Raw genomic sequence first — 16,309 nt, 5'->3', positions numbered from 1 at the left:
CCTTATTTCGCTTCAACCGTTTCTGGAAACAAGCGATGTTTCGTTTTATACGGTGTATTTGTTAAAATGACTTGCTTGCCGATTCGTTCGTGAACGTTAATGACGACAGGTGCTTGTAAGTTTGCCGTCGTGTTTGTAAACGGCTCGGCAACCGTTAAAATGACGTATAGCGCGACATCGTTTTCTGCTTGAATGTTTAATTGTTCGCACGTCGCATCACCGAGTTCGACTTCGTACGTTGGAAAATAAGAAAACGGCTCGATCATGACAAACGCTACGTCTTTATTTTGTACCGATTGTAAAATCGTAAATGGTGAATCGTGAATCGGCAACAATGCAAACTGCTTTTCATGTTCAAAACCGGGTAGCCCGTTTTCAAATGAAACGATTGCCATGTCAGACAGTTCAACCGTTCCGTGATATTTCGTTTCGATGTTCATATTCATCCCTCATTTATACGCTCACATCGATGCGCAAGTTGTTATGACGCGCTAAATCGATATGCACGACGTTCGGTTTATAGTCGATTTGTACAGGGCGCGGTTCGATATGAATGCGCGCTCCTGACGTTCGCCAATTCATCTCGATGCGCCCTTGTTCAAAGCCGATTTTTACGCTAAATGGGCGTGGAATTAGCCCGACGTTATAGTCAAACGGTGGTCGCTCGCTGTTCGCTTGCGCTTGCATCGCAAGCACGTCGCCACCTTGTTCAATGCGCATTAATTCATCGCCTTGCATCGCTGTCGTTTCTAAATATGATAACCAGCTCGCATAACCGTCTTGCGCTGCTTCTTCAATGCGGCGAAAAATATGTTTTAAGTCGACATCGGCACGCGCTTCCGTTTGATCGATCGTTAAGCGCGGAGGCGTCGTTTTCATTTCCAGCTGCGGTTTCGGTTGTTCAATCGACAGCTCGGCTTGTTGTTGACGCATATGCATATATCCGCGCTCAATCGTGATCGATAGTTGCGGAAATGTCGCTTGCATCGTTAGCTGTGGGATTTTCATTTCAACTCATCCCCTTAACGTAAAAAATCAACGAGCGTCGGTTGAATGATGCGCGCACCGACAGAAAGCGCAGCGCGATGAACGCTTTCTTGCGACTTTAATTCTGTAATAATTTTTTCAATATCCGCATCTTCGTTATCCGAAATCATTCGTTTAGCGATCAGTTGTTGTTCAGATAAACGTTGTTCAACAAGTTCTAAACGGTTGACGCGCGCCCCTAACTCTGCCCGTTCGGCAAGGACGTCGTTTATATGTGTGTCTAATTTGGAAAGCAAGTTGTCTAAATTTCCTGTTGGACTGGCTAATTCGTTTTCAATTTGCTGCAACGTATTAAACAATCCTTGGTTAAACACATTGTTTGGCGTGACATTAATTTTTAATTTAACACCTTTTGCTACTTCGATCATAAAATCATCGTTGTTATTGCTGACAGTTGGCGGTGTTCCGTCTGTCACAGGCGCTTGTTCAATTTTTGTGCCGTTAAAAATATATTTCCCTGCTACTTTCGTGTTGGCGACTTGTACTAAGTCTTTTTTCAACTGCTCAATTTCTCGCGCAATCGCTTGACGGTCTTCTGAACCGAGCGTGCCGTTTTTCGCTTGTACGACAAGCTCACGAGCGCGTTGCAATACACTTGTTGTATGACCTAACGCTGATTCCGAATTTTCCATCCACGTGTACGCTTCGGAAAGGTTGCGTTGAAACTGCTCAATTTCCGTTAAGCTCGTACGATAATGCATCCCTTTCATCGCCACGACCGGATCTTCTGATGGGCGATGAATTTTTTTCCCTGTCGCCAATTGTTGTTGATACGTACCGAGTTTATCGTAGCTTTTGCTTACGTTACGAAGCGTATTATTCGCAAGCATCATTTGTGTTACACGCATTTACCGTTCACCTACCTTCCGACAATCCCCATATTGTTAATGATTTTATCCAACATTTGATCGATCATTGTAATCATGCGCGCGGAGGCGTTATATGCATGCTGAAACTTCATCATATTCATCATTTCTTCATCGAGCGATACGGAGCTAACTGCCATGCGTCGTTCATCAACCGATTGGCGAAGCACTTCGCTATTTTCCGATAACCGTTTCGCCTCTTGCGCGTTGACTGCCATTTGTCCAATTAAACTTTCATAAAAGTTTTGGATCGTTGTTGTGTTCCCTGCAATAGAAAGTGTATTATTTTTCACTTCAGCTAGAGCTAGAGCATTACTTCCATCCCCTGTTCCGACACCTGTTGAAGAAGCCGCTGCAATGTTATCAAGAGATCCATTTTTCGGATCTATTTGATCTGCTATACCTAGTGTACCCATCACATCATTTGGATCTGTATACTTGAAAAAGGGAACATTTGTAGAACCATTCAATCCTTTTCCCTGTTGATGAACTCTATTAAACTCATCAACAAACGCCTTTGCCATGGCATTTAAATTATTTAACATTTCAGGGTACAGCCCTGTACCACCGACATATCCGTAAGAATGGAGTAACGCCCCTACTTTTCCATTCTCTTTGAAGTTCAAAAAATTCAAGGAGTCATTTCCTAATTTCATTTCATTTACATATTTCTCTCCTGTTGTTTCATATTCGACCTTTATTTCATTAAATACACCTGTATTTCCATCCACTAGTTTTCCAAAAGATGTACCGTTGCGATCGGCTAACTCTACCGTAAAACGTCCTTCCGCAATTTTTAATGCACTGCCGCCACTTGGCACAGGAGTTACTTTAACGTTCACATATTGCGACAACTCATCTAACAGCCGATTTCGTTCATCATATAAATCGTTCGGCAAATAGCCGTGCACTTCGACTTCGCTAATTTGTTTGTTTAAGTCATTTAACTGACGCGCCAATGAATTTACAGCTTTCACTGTTACATCAAGCTCATTTTTTATATCATCACGAATGGACTTTAACGAGCTTGATAAATAATGGAACGTTTCAGCGACTGCCATGCCGCGCTGACGGACGACGGAGCGCGCGCCTGAGTTTGACGGATTGACGGCTAAATCTTGAAGCGACTGCCAAAAACGGTCAAGCGTCTTCGCAAGCCCTTCGTCTGATGGCTCGTTCATAATTTCTTCCATTTTATACAACGCTTCTGCACGCGTATTCCAATAGCCGTATTTCATATGTTCGCCACGATATTGGACGTCTAAAAATTCTTCGCGCATTCGTTGCACTGTGCCGCCTTCCACACCTGTTCCCATTTGCCCTGGCATGACAGGACGGTTTTTCGACGCAAACGGATATGGCGGCGTTTGTTCAAAGTTCACCCGTTGGCGCGAGTAACCCGGTGTGTTGGCGTTTGCGATATTATGCCCGGTGACGTATAGCGCTTGTTGTTGGGCGGTCATCCCGCGCCGTACCGTTTCTAATCCATGAAATGTTGAAAGCACAAAAAAACCCCCTTACGTTTTTGCTTCAAACGACGACCGCGGCGGCAGTTCGTCCGTTCGCTTCGGGTCGTACGTCACATCTTGTTCGTTCGGTATCATAAGATCAAGGGTAAAATGAATGAACTGAAGCGACTGTTGCAATAGTTGCATATTGAGCTCGTTTTGCTCTTTCAACCGTGCGATTGTTTCGCTTAAGTCACCTGCTAGTCGAAGTAGCTTTGTACGTTCCGTTTCTTCCAACTGTTCCGCATAACGACGAACCGTCCGATCTTCTTCAGGTAAATGTGAAAGAAGGCTCATTCGTTCGCTCTCGAGCTGACGAATGGCCATGACATATTTTTGTTCTTTCGCCATCATTTGTTGTAACGCATGAATGTCGCTTTTTTTAATCGCTTCTGTTTTTTGTTGTGCCAGCTGCAACAGTCCACGGTGAAATGTCAGCAGCTTTTCCATAAGATCGATCATGTTCATTCGCCCCGTCATCGTTTATAATAGCGCAACACGCTTTCTGCAATGGCACGCGCATCGATCGCATACGTGCCTGCTTGCACTTCTGATTTTAACCGCTCCACTTTTTCTAACCGTTCCGAAGAAAATTTGGCCGCTTCTTGCAATTCTTTCGCCGCGCTTGAAATTTCGACTTGATCTGTTTTTTTCGTCGCTTTTGTTGGCTTTTCAACGCGCGACGTCCGTTCATACGGATTGACGCTCATCGGCTGAATACGATTAATTTTCATCATCCCACCTCGCTTTTCCCGTTCTTCTTTCCTTATGATTATTATCGGCTAAAAGAAAAAAATGTTTAGTCGTCTCTCTCTGTAAAATATGTCGTTTGACGTTTCGCTTGTTTTTGTCGTTCCTCTTCTCGCTGAATTTTCGTCATTTCTTTCTGGATACCACCAATGCACTTTGAACATAGTCGCCCTTCGCGTATCGTTGCTCCACACTTTTCGCACGGATAACCGAGGTTCGGAAAATGAACGAGCTGCAGGCGTCCTTTTTTAATCCATTTAACAATTAACGCTTCGTCTACCCCTGTGGCATCCACCACTTGTGGCATCGTTGCCGTTCGATTTTCCCGTTTTCGAATAAATGCATACACTTTTTCAAACAATTTTTCTTCTTCTTTATAACACGCCTCGCACACATCTCGAAATTGCGTCCGCACAAACAAACTTCCGCATTTTGGACAGTTATCTAACATATTGCTCCCCCTCACGTGTAAATATTAATAATCAATCCTTGAATTTCACCGACAAGCCCAAGCAAATCAAGCCCCTTTTTTTCTTTTTCCAACACCGCATTTGTCAGCTCGACTAACTTTTGATCGACTTCTTTCACAAGCTTATAAATTTTCGTCCGTCCCCCGCGACTAAATCCGCGCTGTTCCTCGAGCTGCAAACTATTTTTCACCGCATCGTCTAAAAATTGCTTCACAAGCTTTTTATATTTTTTTAAATCTTCTACCGTTCGCGACTCAGCTAACTTTTTCCCTTGCGCTTCAATTTCTTGCGCCATCGTTTGAAAACGTTCAAATAACACGTCGCTTTTTTTCTTATGCATCACTTCGGTAAACGACACCGATTCCATCGGCGCATCGTCTTTTTTCTCGACACGATTCAACGACGCCCGCGACACTTTTTGCACTTCCATCATCGTTCACACCTTTTTTCTTTTTATTATGCCACACGTACAAAAAAAGGGCGAGGTCGCATCGACCTACCCTTTTCACCCATTAGCTTTTTAACAATTGTAAAATTCCTTGTGGGAGCTGATTTGATTGCGCCAGCATCGCCTGTGCTGCTTGGTTTAAAATGTTGTTTTTCGTAAAGTTCGTCATCTCCATCGCCATATCTGTATCGCGAATGCGTGACTCTGCAGATGTTAAATTTTCATGCGCTGTTTTTAAGTTGTTGATTGTGTGCTCGAGACGGTTTTGGTAAGCGCCGAGCTTGCCGCGTTCTTCGGATACTCTGCGGATAGCTTCGTCAATAGCTACAATCGCAGATTGAGCTGATGCATGATCGGTTACTGTTACTGAATCAATTCCTAATCCTGTCGTGGTCATGTCGCTTATGCTTAATCCAACCACTTGACCTTCATTTGCACCAATTTGGAAGTTGCTTTCTGTTCCTGTGATTTCCACATCGCCAGTTAAACTACCGAGCGTGTAGGCGCCATTTGTAGTAACCGTAATCAATGAAACCCCTGTGTATTTGCTGTTCGTGTCATCCCAACCTTTAAAAGTAACGGAACCCGCACCAGCCGCAGCCAAATCGGTTGCTTTTCCAATCACTGCACCGCTACCATTTGTTAGCTCATAAATGTTGTCTGTGCTATTCCAAGAAATACTATACGTTCCTGCTTTTAAGCCGCCACCAGTTGTGATATTTGCCACCCCAGTTACCGATAAAGCAGTCGTTTTCAATGGATCTTGATCCACTTTTGTCCCAAAAGTTCCATCAAGCAATGCCGTTTTGTTAAAATCAGTTGACGTAGCTACACGTGTAATTTCTGTTTTCAACTGCTGGATTTCTTGATCTAATGCCGCACGGTCTTCAGCTGTATTTGTATCGTTAGATGCTTGCACCGCTAACTCACGCATTCGTTGAAGCATGCTATGAACAGAACTTAACGCCCCCTCCGCTGTTTGAATAAGCGAAATGGCATCTAATGCGTTGCGTTCTGCGACTTCTAATCCGCGAATTTGCGAGCGCATTTTTTCGGAAATGGCTAACCCTGCTGCATCGTCTGCTGCGCGGTTAATGCGTAAACCAGAGGAAAGTTTTTCTAAGTTTTTCGCTGTATTCGATTGGTTGACCGCTAAGTTACGATAAGCGTTTAAGGCTTGAATGTTATGGTTAATTCTCATTTTTGCCTCTCCTTTACTCTGTCATAATAAATTGTTCATATGTCGCCGCTTTTTTTGCCGCAACGTTTGTTGTCGGTTGTTTTTTTAGTGCCTCGTTCCATGCTGTCGCAATGTCTTTGGCGATCGTTAACACTTCTTGCATCATGGCTACGTCTTTTTTCATATTGGCATCAATAAGACGCTCGGCCATATAGTTGTATAGCGCATCTAATTGATGAGCGATAATGCCTGCGTCATAATTTAACCCAACACCTAGTCGTTGTAAAATATCGTTTGCTTTTTGCAATCGTTTATTGGCGTGAATGTAGTCGCCTTTTTTTGTGCTTGCGATCGCTTCTTCTACACTTTCAATTAACCCTTCATAAAGTAGCGCTGTTAATTGTTGCGGCGTTTTTTTATACACCGCTTCTTCTGTTAAAAATTCCACGCGCTCACTCTCCTTTTATCGTTCACCTACTTTATTTATCGTCACGATTTTTCAATGTTTAATAGTTTCGTTCCATTTTTTCAATTAAAATTAAAATTTCTGCAATGACCGCGTATAGTTGTGGAGGAATTGTATCGCCAAGGTCAAGATCAAGCAAATGTTGTACGAGCGCGGCATCTTGTTCGACGGGCACTCCGTTTTGTTTCGCGAGTTCGATAATTTTTTCTGCCACATAACCGCGCCCGTGAGCGACGACGGTCGGCGCTTTATCTCCTTCTTCATAGCGAATGACCGCCGCCGACGGACCGTTTATTTCCCGTTTTCGTTTTTGGTTAAAGTACATCATATTGTGAAATCATATCCTTTCTCCGTCCATGTTGCCCGTTTCGGCTCATTCATTTTTTCTTCTTTTTTCTCAAACGTCGTAAATTGCACGTGACCGACGCGGTAGCCGATGTCTTCCAACCTTTTTGTCGCCGTTTCCACGAGCGGACGCATGCGCTCTGCAAAATCTTCGCGATCGTTACGAAACGTCACAGAAATTGTTCGCTCGTTCGCACTTAACAGCACACCGACATCGCCGAGCTTTTTCGTTTCAAGTAAAAAGTATAAACTGCAGTTTTCCCAATCGACTCGTTTTCCGTCGTTTCGCGCATTGACATATACTTTCACATCTTTTACTTCCTTTTGTAGCAACAACGGGATCGTAAAAAAGAGCGTTTGCATCGCGCTTCCTTGATCGTTTTTATTCAGCAGCTGTTGCCCAGTCATATTCGTCAACGCTTGTTCTGCTTGTTTCGCTGCTTCTCCACCTGTCTGCGCCAATTTCATAAGAAGTCCTTTCATCGTTTCTTCCGCTTGTTCGCTTTCACCGTTAAACACGAGTGCATTCGCCATATCGGTTTCATGCATCAAGCCGAGGCGACGAATCGTTTGTAGCATATGACGCGCGGACGGCTCCGGTTGGACAACATCGTTCCATTGCGCGAGTAATGCTTGCTCTGGCGCTTGCTGTTTAAGAGACTGAGCGTCAACAAAATGTTTCACTTTCACATCTGACGGCTTAAATTGCATTTGTTCAAGCGTACTTTTTACTTGTTTTACGATTTTTTGCGCTTCCGCCATTTGCCCTTTCTCTAACAGCTTTTTCGCCTCTGCCAATTGCGAACTTGCTTGCAGTAATTTTTTCTCCATCGTCATATCGGCAAACAACATCGCATCGCTTTTTAAAATCGTTTGGTCGAGCTGTTTAATCGTCGTTTCTAGCAATTGTTTTGCTTGCGGTCGCGCCGCTTGCTTGTATTGAGTAATGAGATGATCGATCGCATCTAAATTGCGCATCATATCGCGCTTCGTTTGTTGGAACTGTTTCGTCGCTTCTGCCATCCGTTTCGTGACCATTTGCACGATAATATCTTTTGATTGCAAGCCGAGCGCAGCTAACGATTCGTACGCCGCATCATCAGCTGTTGAGATATTGTTTGGCAACAACGTCTGTTCAACTTGTTGAAGCGCTTGAACGACCGTTTGTCTTGCGGCCATTTCTCGCCCGTTTTCTGCAAGCTCATCAGCACGAGCAAACGCTTCATGAAGTGACGGTTCCATATGTTGAGCGAGTTGCGCACGCGCCACGTTTAGCGCTTCTTTCACATTTGGCTCCTTTTGTATCGTTTTCATCGCTTGAGCGATAGCAGCACGTACATCATTCGTTGCACGTTTTCCATTTTCCGCCGTTGCAAGGGCTGTGAATAGCTGTTGGCGTTGTTTGTCGAGCATTTGTGTAACTTGCTGAAGCGTTTGTGACATATTTGGTTGTTTAGCAAGTGTCGCATCACCTTGAAGCTCACGAACCGCTTCTGTCAGCGTCATCATTTGTTGTTCAAGGCGATCGGCAATCATATTTGCACGATGGACATATTCAGGCGCGAGCTGTTGTTCGATGGCACGTAACGTTTGCACGAGCTTTTGCTGTGCCTCTGCACCACGACCAACCGCTTCAAATAATTTTGCTTGATTTAATGCTTGAATGACTTTCTCTGCCTGATCTGTTGGCAACGAACGAGCGACTTCTCTCACTTGCGGCTCCACTGCTCTCACATTCGGAGCGCTTTCTGTTTGTTTCCGTACTTCAGAGACCTGCTTTAACTGTGCTTCTTTGGCTTCCAACGCCGTGGTTGGCGCATTCGCTCGGATCACTTCTTTCGCTGTCCGCACGACATCCGCAATCGCTTCTTCTTCCACCGTACGTAATGCTTGCACGAACTGCTGACGGGCTTCTACACTTCGTCCAGCTGTCTCGAGCTGTTTCGCCTGCTCGAGCGCACGAGCGACTTTCTCTGCCTGATCTGTTGGCAACGAACGAGCGACTTCTCTCACTTGCGGCTCCACTGCTCTCACATTCGGAGCGCTTTCTGTTTGTTTCCGCACCTCGACCACTTGTTTCAGTTGTGCTTCTTTGGCTTCCAACGCCGTGGTTGGCGCATTCGTTCGTACCGCTTCTTTCGCTGTCCGCACCACTTCCGCTGTCGCTTCTTCCTCCACCGTACGTAATGCTTGCACGAACTGCTGACGAGCTTCCACACTTCGTCCAACCGTCTCCAACTGTTTCGCATGTTCAAGCGCACGAGCGACTTTCTCTGCTTGTTCTGCCGGTAACGTACGAGTGAGTTCTCTCACTTGTGGCTCCACTGCTTTCACAGTCGATGCACTTTCTGCTTGCTTACGCACTTCAGTAACTTGCTTTAACTGCGATTCTTTCGCTTCTACTGCCGTTGCCGGCGCATTCGCTCGGATCACTTCTTTCGCTGTCCGCACAACGTCCGCAACCACTTCTTCTTCCACCGTACGTAATGCTTGCACGAACTGCTGACGGGCTTCTACACTTCGTCCAGCTGTCTCGAGCTGTTTCGCATGTTCAAGCGCACGAACGACTTTCTCTCCTTGATCCGCTGGTAACGTACGAACAACTTCGCGTACTTGCGGCTCGATTGCTCTCACATTTGGGGCACTTTCTGCTTGTTTCCGTACGTCAACCACTTGTTTCAGTTGTGCTTCTTTGGCTTCCAACGCCGTGGTTGGCGCATTCGCTCGGACCACTTCTTTTGCTGTCCGCACCACTTCCGCTGTCGCTTCTTCTTCCACCGTACGTAACGCCTGCACCAACTGCTGACGAGCTTCCGCACTTCGTCCAGCCGTCTCGAGCTGTTTCGCCTGCTCGAGCGCACGAGCGACTTTCTCTGCCTGATCTGTTGGCAACGAACGAGCGACTTCTCTCACTTGCGGCTCCACTGCTCTCACATTCGGAGCGCTTTCTGTTTGTTTCCGCACCTCGACCACTTGTTTCAGCTGTATTTCTTTTGTTTCTAACGGCGATGTTGACTTACTCGGTTGATCCCCTACTGTACGTAACGCTTGAATAAGGTCGTTTTTTGCTTTTTCTCCTAATTGTTGTACACGTTCAACGGCTTCATATAGTTCCTTCGATTCGGTGCGTGGTAAAATCGTCTCTTTCAGCTGACGAACCGCATCTTCAACATTGCGAGCAGTGCGCACGATGCGTTTCGCTTCATCGACGACTTGCTTTTGTACAGGTGAGGACGGTTGTACCGGAACGTCTTCCTTCTTCTCTACAGAAGCAAACGCTTCAAGCAATCGTTGTTTGGCACTAAGTGGTTGGCCTGAGCGATACAACTGTTCTGCCTCTTGTAACGCTGGACCGAGCGTTTGACGAACGACGTCACTTCCTTTTGCGATAGCGATCGCTTTGGCGACAATCGGCTCACGTTCAATTTGTTGACGAATGATTTGCAACTGTTTCTCTTGCGTCGTTGCCCGTTCTGTTTGTACGTCATTCGTTTTCTTTTCGTTCACTTCTGCCATAGCGATAGCTTGCATAATGCGGCTGCGGGCAAACGATTCATGACCTCTCTCTTTCAGTACAGTCGCTTCACGAACAGCTTTCGCAATCTCCTCATGCCCGTTTTCTTCGGCAAACTGTTTCGTCCATTCGATGACGCGATCGATATTTTTTTCTTGTTGTAGCTGTGTACGTAATTCGCTAATCGTTTGCGACGGTTGTTTAGCGATTGGAGTAAATGAAAAATGTGCGTCAATGGCGCGCACGATATCATGTAGCGACTCACTTAACGGCTTGCCGTGGAGTGCTTCATGAACCGCTTGTAACTGCTTTACTGTCATATCAAGCTTTTTACTTGCGGCAATTTGAATCGTTTCTAATTTTTGTTCAACCGTTCCTTTCCCTTCTGCTAAAAATGTGCGCAATGCCTCTACCGTTTCGCGAGTGAGCGGCAGTTGCTTTTGAGCGACGATCGTTGCCGCTTGGCGAAGTTCAGGCGTTTCAAACGTTTCAAATGATGATGTGGAAGGAGGTGTCACAACCTTCCCTTCGACCACATCTCCATTCCCACCTGTCACTTGCACTTTCACTCTTCCAGAAGGCGGCACGTCTCCTTCAAAACGAAACCGAATGTCAACCCCTCGCAATTGCACGATCGCTTCTTTTTCACTTACTTGCTCTTTCACGACCGCTTCATACACATCTCCGGCTTTTAACGTCACAGTCGTTGACGATGAGGATGCCGAGCGATAATGTCCGTATCCGCGAATTTCCATAACGACCCATCTCCGTTCTCCAATATTCCTACTTTTTATATCGACCATCGTTGCGCACTTTTCAATGGGATTTTGTTCCCAACTATGAACGGATGAGCGTAAACGAACAAATATCACGCGCCCCTGCATCATACAGAAGTTTTGCTGCTTCGTGCACCGTTGCGCCTGTCGTGTAAATATCATCCACAATCACAATGCGCTTTTCTGCCACATTTTCTCCGGTGAGACAAAACTTCCGTCCAGTGAAACGTTCACGTCTCGTTTTTTTTGATTGTTTTTCATCATCGATACGTTGCAAAGCAAAAATCATCGGCAATGGCAAAAGGGAAGCGATCGCCTCCGCTTGATTAAATCCGCGTTCAGCTAGTCGAGAAGGGCTAAGAGGAATGGGCACGAGGCATACATCGGAAGAAAAATGTTTAGAAAAAACGGCGCGAACATCGTGACGAAACGCTTCGACAAGCGCATAATCGCCGCGAAATTTAAAACGGTTCATCACTTCTTTCATCCAATCATTGTACATATACACCGAGACATTTTGTTTCAAAACACTTTTTCGTTTTTCCCACGCGATGCAATCTTCACATACCGCCTGATCAGTTAAACGGCTACATCGCTCACAACGATTCCCTTCTAAACGAATAAAGCGTGCACGGCAACGCGGGCAACAAACATCCTCTTGCCGAAGCGTCAAAAAGATCGAAAAAGACATTTTCGGCATCCAATCATCATGACAAATGACACATTTCATTCGTCAAGCAACCCTCGCTTTCGTGCTTCATCGTTCATACGTACAATATGGCGCTTTGCTTTAAGCATTGCTTTCGTTTTTCCAAAATGAAAAAAGCGAATGTCACCTGTCGGATATTGCGCACTTCGCCCGACTCGTCCAGCAATTTGTACGAGCGCACTTTCTGTAAAAATCGGTTGTTCTGCACCGAACACAGCGACGTCAATGTTTGGCACAGTCACCCCACGCTCTAAAATCGTCGTTGTGACGAGAATAGGAATGTGTCCGCGACGAAAAGCGAGCACTTTTTCTTTTCGTTTCGGATCTTCAGCATGCACCCCTTCAATGAGAGGATGAAATTGTTGTAAGTACGGGACGACTTGTTGTAAAAAGTCGATGTGAGGGACGAATAAAAAGGCTTGCTTCTTTTGTGATAAACGTGCATGGAGCCATTGAATGACACATAGCGGTAAACGGTGGTGGCGCCACTTTTTTTGCCAATTGCCGCACCATTCGAATGTAGGGACAGGGAGCGGGTGACGATGATAACGGGCTGGGATCATGGCCGCCTTTCGTTTTCCGCTTTTTACTTCATGTTGCCATTGCTCGTTTGGGGTTGCAGTTAAATAAATGAGTGAAGACGTCGGTTTTCGGGCACGTTCAACGGCGTACGAAAGCATCGGATCAACGCTATACGGAAACGCATCGACTTCATCAACAATCATGACATCGAACGCCCGATAATACCGAAGCAATTGATGCGTCGTTGCCACCGTCAATGAAGCAAGTTTGCCACGGTCTTGGCTACCGCCATATAATGCCGCCATATCGACCGATGGAAATACGCTCGCCAAGCGCGGAGCTAGCTCTAACACGACATCTGTGCGCGGAGCGGCGATGCAAACGCGCTTTCCGTGCGACAACGCCAAATTGATTCCCGCAAATAACACTTCCGTTTTTCCTGCACCACATACGGCCCAAACGAGCAATGAGTCGTTTCGATCAATCGCATGACACACTTCATCGGAAGCAAGTTGTTGGGCTGGGGATAGTTTACCGCTCCATTTTAGCGGTGAAGAAAAGGAGGTGGAGGGAATTGGACCAGTCCATATGACGAGCGGATTGCATTCGCTACATCGTCCCATCGTGACACATTTTCGGCAATACGTACATATACGTCCACAACGAGCGCACGGAAAAGACGCAAAAAGTTGTTGATCCTCGTTGTCGCATCGCACACAACGATACCCTTTTTTCGTTTTCACGATGCTTTCTACAACTTGAACATACTTCTCATCATAGGGAAAAGAAAGTTCAGACTTTAGCAACTGTTTGCCTGCCATATACAAACGAATCACCCCACTAAAAAAGAAGTGGACGAGTCGCCCACTTCTTCTATTCGCGCTAATCAAAAAAATTCCTGTTTATTTTTTATACCAACCGAATCCCATTGCCCCTTCACCTAAATGTGTGCCGATGACCGGACCGAAATAACTAAGGAAAAATTCAACGTGCGGGTATTGTTGTTCGAGCTTTTCTTTCCATGCACGCGCTTCTTCTTCACGATTCGCATGAATGATGACCGCACGCATCGGAACGCCGAGCATCGCATCTTCCGCAAATAGCTCTTCTATTCGGCTTAACGCTTTTTTACGTGTACGAATTTTTTCAAACGGCACGATCACTTTATCAACGAAATGTAAAATCGGTTTTACTTGCAGAAGGCTGCCGATAAACGCTTGTGCGCCACTTAATCGACCGCCGCGCTGCAAATGCGATAAATCATCGACCATAAAATAAGCGCGCACCGATCGTTTCATTTCATCTAGCCGCGCAATAATCGCCTCTGGATGCATACCTGCTTGCGCCATTTCTGCCGCTTCCATCGCATAAAATCCTTGCATCATGCAGCTAATTTCCGAATCATATGCATACACGCGAATACCTTCGACCATTTGACCTGCGGAAACGGCTCCTTGATACGTTCCGCTAATGCCGCTTGATAAATGAATGGAAATGACCGCGTCGTATTGTTTCGCAAGCTGTTCGAACGTTTCAACAAATAGTCCAATCGGCGGCTGTGATGTTGTCGGCAGTTGTTCGTTCGTTTTAACTTTGTCAAAAAAATCTTCTGCGCTTATATCGATTTCTTCTCGATACGTCTCCGTTCCAAAGACAACACTTAAAGGAATGATATGTATATTCAACTGTTCACGAATATGCTTCGGGATATATGCAGTACTATCTGTTAAAATCGCCGTTTTCATCGCCTATACCTTCCTTGTCCAAAATTTTTCCTACTTGCATTGTACTATATTATAACTATCCTTGCATTGAAAAAGGTTGTCGAATCGATTCGACAACCTTATTTCACTTCTACCCAGCCATTTTTAATCGCAACGACAACGGCTTGCGTTCGGTCGTTCACATTTAATTTTTGCAAAATATTGCTTACATGGTTTTTCACCGTTTTTTCGCTAATAAATAGCGCATCGGCAATGCCTTTATTGCTTTTTCCATCCGCTAACAACTGCAACACTTCGCATTCGCGGCGCGTCAATAAATGGTACGGTCGGCGTACGTCTTGTTTTTGCTTCTCTTGTCCCATCGATTCCCCTGCAACGAGGCGACGATATTCTTTCACAAGATTATGCGTCACTTTCGGATGCAAGTACGAACCGCCTTCTGCCACAACACGAACCGCTTCAATTAAGGCATCTGCATCCATTTCTTTTAACAAATATCCCATCGCCCCCGTTTGCAACGCATGCATGACGTAACTTTCATCATCATGAATCGATAAAATGATCACTTTTGTATCCGGATACGCCTCAACGAGTTGACGCGTTGCCTCTACCCCATTGACATGTGGCATATTAATGTCCATAATGACGACATCTGGCTTATATTGCTCGACAAGCGCCAACGCTTCGTCTCCATCGCTTCCTTCCGCGACGACTTCAAAATCTTGTTCAAAATCTAAAATGCGTTTAATTCCTTCTCGAAATAGTTTATGGTCATCAATTAAAACGATGCGCGTTTTCATAGCTGTCGTTCCCCTTTCTCTTCCGTCTTACGGAGCGGAATAGTCATCGTCACAATCGTTCCGCGTCCAAGTTGTGAGTAAAGATGTAGTTTTCCTTCTAACCATTCGATGCGCTCACGCATGCCAATTAATCCGAATGCTTTATCTTTTTTTTCATTCGGATTAAATCCTTTGCCATCATCTTTCACGACGATCAGCAAACTATCTTTTTTTAGCTCCATTTTCACTTGAATCTCCTTTGCCTCCGCATGCTTTAACGCATTTTGCACCGCTTCTTGCACGAGGCGGAAAATAGCGACTTCAAAACGATCGGATAAGCGGCGTACTTCTCCTATGTATGTAAACGTAATCGTTTTTTTATGATATTCCTCGATCGTTTGTAAATATTTTTTTAACGTCGGAATTAAACCGAGGTCGTCAAGCGCCATTGGACGTAAATCGTAAATAATGCGGCGCACTTCGTATAAAGCGGAACGCACCATTTTTTTTAAATCACGCATTTCACGAATCGCTTCCTCCGCACCGCGTTCACGGTAAATGCGTTCAATTAAATCGGAACGCATAATGACGTTCGCGAGCATTTGCGCAGGTCCATCATGAATTTCCCGCGACAATCGCTTCCGCTCTTCCTCTTGTGCCTCAATAATACGAAGTCCAAATTCCTGTTTTTCATTTGCGCCAGTAATAAACTCGCTCAGCTCGCGGAAATCTCCGTTCAAATAGTTTAGCACAACCGTCACTTGACCAATTAAATGATCGGCTCGCTCAATCGTTTCTTTCACAGAAGCAAGCCGTCTTTCTAACTCATCGCGACGTTGGCGAAGCTGTTTTTCTTTCTCTTGCGCCATCGCTAATTCCATTTGTAAAGAATGCGCTTTCTCATACGCTTGGCGAATTTCATCTTCCGTATAGCGGGAGAAGTTTTTACTTACATCGGATAATCGTTGCCGAGCCAACCGCGCTTTCATTTCTAAGTGATCTGTTTGATCAATGACGCGTTTCACTTCTTCTTTTGTTTGTCGGAGCTCTTCAAGCAGTCGTTCGTGTTCCTTGCGTGACTGTTCGCTAATATGAAAAATTTCCGCTTTACTTTGGTCGACCGTTTCAATCATTTTTTTTACAATTCGGTCGAGCTCTTTTGCATTTATTTTTTTATTGGACATACACACCACCTAAAGGAAAAA

At 45.2% G+C, this 16,309-nt stretch carries 17 protein-coding genes; all 17 read right to left on the bottom strand.

Annotated features, from left to right (window positions below; genetic code table 11):
* Positions 1-2: 2 nt before the first annotated feature.
* Positions 3-440: a flagellar assembly protein FliW gene (gene fliW, locus HNR63_RS01410; RefSeq protein WP_181519573.1), complete on the bottom strand. Its 438-nt coding sequence runs from the start codon at positions 438-440 to the stop codon at positions 3-5.
* A gap of 13 nt (positions 441-453) precedes the next feature.
* Positions 454-1,008, bottom strand: coding sequence for a DUF6470 family protein (locus HNR63_RS01405; RefSeq protein ID WP_085789580.1), 555 nt, complete (start codon positions 1,006-1,008; stop codon positions 454-456).
* 14 nt (positions 1,009-1,022) lie between these two features.
* Positions 1,023-1,895, bottom strand: coding sequence for a flagellar hook-associated protein FlgL (flgL, locus tag HNR63_RS01400; RefSeq protein WP_181519572.1), 873 nt, complete (start codon positions 1,893-1,895; stop codon positions 1,023-1,025).
* A gap of 11 nt (positions 1,896-1,906) precedes the next feature.
* Positions 1,907-3,418: a flagellar hook-associated protein FlgK gene (gene flgK / locus HNR63_RS01395; protein ID WP_181519571.1), complete on the bottom strand. Its 1,512-nt coding sequence runs from the start codon at positions 3,416-3,418 to the stop codon at positions 1,907-1,909.
* A gap of 12 nt (positions 3,419-3,430) precedes the next feature.
* The gene (locus HNR63_RS01390) at positions 3,431-3,883 is read right to left on the bottom strand and encodes a flagellar protein FlgN (RefSeq protein WP_181519570.1); all 453 of its coding nucleotides are present in this window, start codon (positions 3,881-3,883) and stop codon (positions 3,431-3,433) included.
* A gap of 14 nt (positions 3,884-3,897) precedes the next feature.
* Positions 3,898-4,155, bottom strand: coding sequence for a flagellar biosynthesis anti-sigma factor FlgM (gene flgM / locus HNR63_RS01385; protein ID WP_085789576.1), 258 nt, complete (start codon positions 4,153-4,155; stop codon positions 3,898-3,900).
* A 65-nt stretch (positions 4,156-4,220) separates the two neighbouring features.
* Entirely contained in the window at positions 4,221-4,622 is a 402-nt protein-coding gene (locus tag HNR63_RS01380; protein WP_181519569.1) for a TIGR03826 family flagellar region protein, read from the bottom strand.
* A gap of 11 nt (positions 4,623-4,633) precedes the next feature.
* Positions 4,634-5,071 carry a YaaR family protein gene (locus tag HNR63_RS01375; RefSeq protein WP_181519661.1) on the bottom strand — a complete coding sequence of 146 codons (438 nt, stop codon included), beginning with the start codon at positions 5,069-5,071 and terminating at the stop codon, positions 4,634-4,636.
* Between the two features lie 82 nt (positions 5,072-5,153).
* A complete protein-coding gene (locus HNR63_RS01370; RefSeq protein WP_181519568.1) occupies positions 5,154-6,290 on the bottom strand; it encodes a flagellin N-terminal helical domain-containing protein in 1,137 nt (378 codons plus the stop codon).
* A gap of 13 nt (positions 6,291-6,303) precedes the next feature.
* Complete coding sequence (gene fliS, locus HNR63_RS01365; RefSeq protein WP_181519567.1) at positions 6,304-6,717, bottom strand: flagellar export chaperone FliS; 414 nt, start codon at positions 6,715-6,717, stop codon at positions 6,304-6,306.
* Positions 6,718-6,775: 58 nt separating this feature from the next.
* A complete protein-coding gene (locus tag HNR63_RS01360; protein WP_009362432.1) occupies positions 6,776-7,063 on the bottom strand; it encodes an EscU/YscU/HrcU family type III secretion system export apparatus switch protein in 288 nt (95 codons plus the stop codon).
* Entirely contained in the window at positions 7,060-11,349 is a 4,290-nt protein-coding gene (locus HNR63_RS01355) for a metal-dependent peptidase (protein WP_246316697.1), read from the bottom strand. Before HNR63_RS01355 ends, HNR63_RS01360 begins: the two co-directional genes overlap by 4 nt.
* Positions 11,350-11,431: 82 nt before the next feature.
* Complete coding sequence (locus tag HNR63_RS01350; RefSeq protein ID WP_181519566.1) at positions 11,432-12,100, bottom strand: ComF family protein; 669 nt, start codon at positions 12,098-12,100, stop codon at positions 11,432-11,434.
* Positions 12,097-13,437 carry a DEAD/DEAH box helicase gene (locus tag HNR63_RS01345; RefSeq protein WP_181519565.1) on the bottom strand — a complete coding sequence of 447 codons (1,341 nt, stop codon included), beginning with the start codon at positions 13,435-13,437 and terminating at the stop codon, positions 12,097-12,099. Before HNR63_RS01345 ends, HNR63_RS01350 begins: the two co-directional genes overlap by 4 nt.
* Positions 13,438-13,503: 66 nt before the next feature.
* On the bottom strand, positions 13,504-14,346 hold the full coding sequence (locus HNR63_RS01340; RefSeq protein ID WP_181519564.1) for a DegV family protein: 843 nt from the start codon (positions 14,344-14,346) through the stop codon (positions 13,504-13,506).
* 98 nt (positions 14,347-14,444) lie between these two features.
* Positions 14,445-15,125 (bottom strand): response regulator, encoded by a 681-nt coding sequence (locus HNR63_RS01335; RefSeq protein ID WP_085789259.1) that lies wholly within the window; start codon positions 15,123-15,125, stop codon positions 14,445-14,447.
* Positions 15,122-16,288, bottom strand: a complete 1,167-nt coding sequence (locus HNR63_RS01330) for a sensor histidine kinase (RefSeq protein WP_042535013.1) — start codon at positions 16,286-16,288, stop codon at positions 15,122-15,124. The genes HNR63_RS01335 and HNR63_RS01330 overlap by 4 nt, the downstream gene beginning before the upstream one ends.
* Positions 16,289-16,309 lie beyond the last annotated feature (21 nt).

Origin of the sequence: Anoxybacillus ayderensis (assembly GCF_013761015.1) — a bacterium.
Classification (GTDB): Bacteria; Bacillota; Bacilli; order Bacillales; family Anoxybacillaceae; genus Anoxybacillus; species Anoxybacillus ayderensis.
Note: the sequence above shows the minus strand (reverse complement) of the source record. Positions and strands in the feature narration are given on the sequence as shown.

What these genes read in the sequence shown, in the direction of transcription:
- fliW (WP_181519573.1), bottom strand. Translation starts at nt 440, where the DNA reads ATGAACATCGAAACGAAATATCACGGAACGGTTGAACTGTCTGACATG.
- HNR63_RS01405 (WP_085789580.1), bottom strand. Translation starts at nt 1,008, where the DNA reads ATGAAAATCCCACAGCTAACGATGCAAGCGACATTTCCGCAACTATCG.
- flgL (WP_181519572.1), bottom strand. Translation starts at nt 1,895, where the DNA reads ATGCGTGTAACACAAATGATGCTTGCGAATAATACGCTTCGTAACGTA.
- HNR63_RS01390 (WP_181519570.1), bottom strand. Translation starts at nt 3,883, where the DNA reads ATGATCGATCTTATGGAAAAGCTGCTGACATTTCACCGTGGACTGTTG.
- flgM (WP_085789576.1), bottom strand. Translation starts at nt 4,155, where the DNA reads ATGAAAATTAATCGTATTCAGCCGATGAGCGTCAATCCGTATGAACGG.
- HNR63_RS01380 (WP_181519569.1), bottom strand. Translation starts at nt 4,622, where the DNA reads ATGTTAGATAACTGTCCAAAATGCGGAAGTTTGTTTGTGCGGACGCAA.
- HNR63_RS01375 (WP_181519661.1), bottom strand. Translation starts at nt 5,071, where the DNA reads ATGGAAGTGCAAAAAGTGTCGCGGGCGTCGTTGAATCGTGTCGAGAAA.
- HNR63_RS01370 (WP_181519568.1), bottom strand. Translation starts at nt 6,290, where the DNA reads ATGAGAATTAACCATAACATTCAAGCCTTAAACGCTTATCGTAACTTA.
- HNR63_RS01360 (WP_009362432.1), bottom strand. Translation starts at nt 7,063, where the DNA reads ATGATGTACTTTAACCAAAAACGAAAACGGGAAATAAACGGTCCGTCG.
- HNR63_RS01355 (WP_246316697.1), bottom strand. Translation starts at nt 11,349, where the DNA reads ATGGAAATTCGCGGATACGGACATTATCGCTCGGCATCCTCATCGTCA.
- HNR63_RS01350 (WP_181519566.1), bottom strand. Translation starts at nt 12,100, where the DNA reads ATGAAATGTGTCATTTGTCATGATGATTGGATGCCGAAAATGTCTTTT.
- HNR63_RS01340 (WP_181519564.1), bottom strand. Translation starts at nt 14,346, where the DNA reads ATGAAAACGGCGATTTTAACAGATAGTACTGCATATATCCCGAAGCAT.
- HNR63_RS01335 (WP_085789259.1), bottom strand. Translation starts at nt 15,125, where the DNA reads ATGAAAACGCGCATCGTTTTAATTGATGACCATAAACTATTTCGAGAA.
- HNR63_RS01330 (WP_042535013.1), bottom strand. Translation starts at nt 16,288, where the DNA reads ATGTCCAATAAAAAAATAAATGCAAAAGAGCTCGACCGAATTGTAAAA.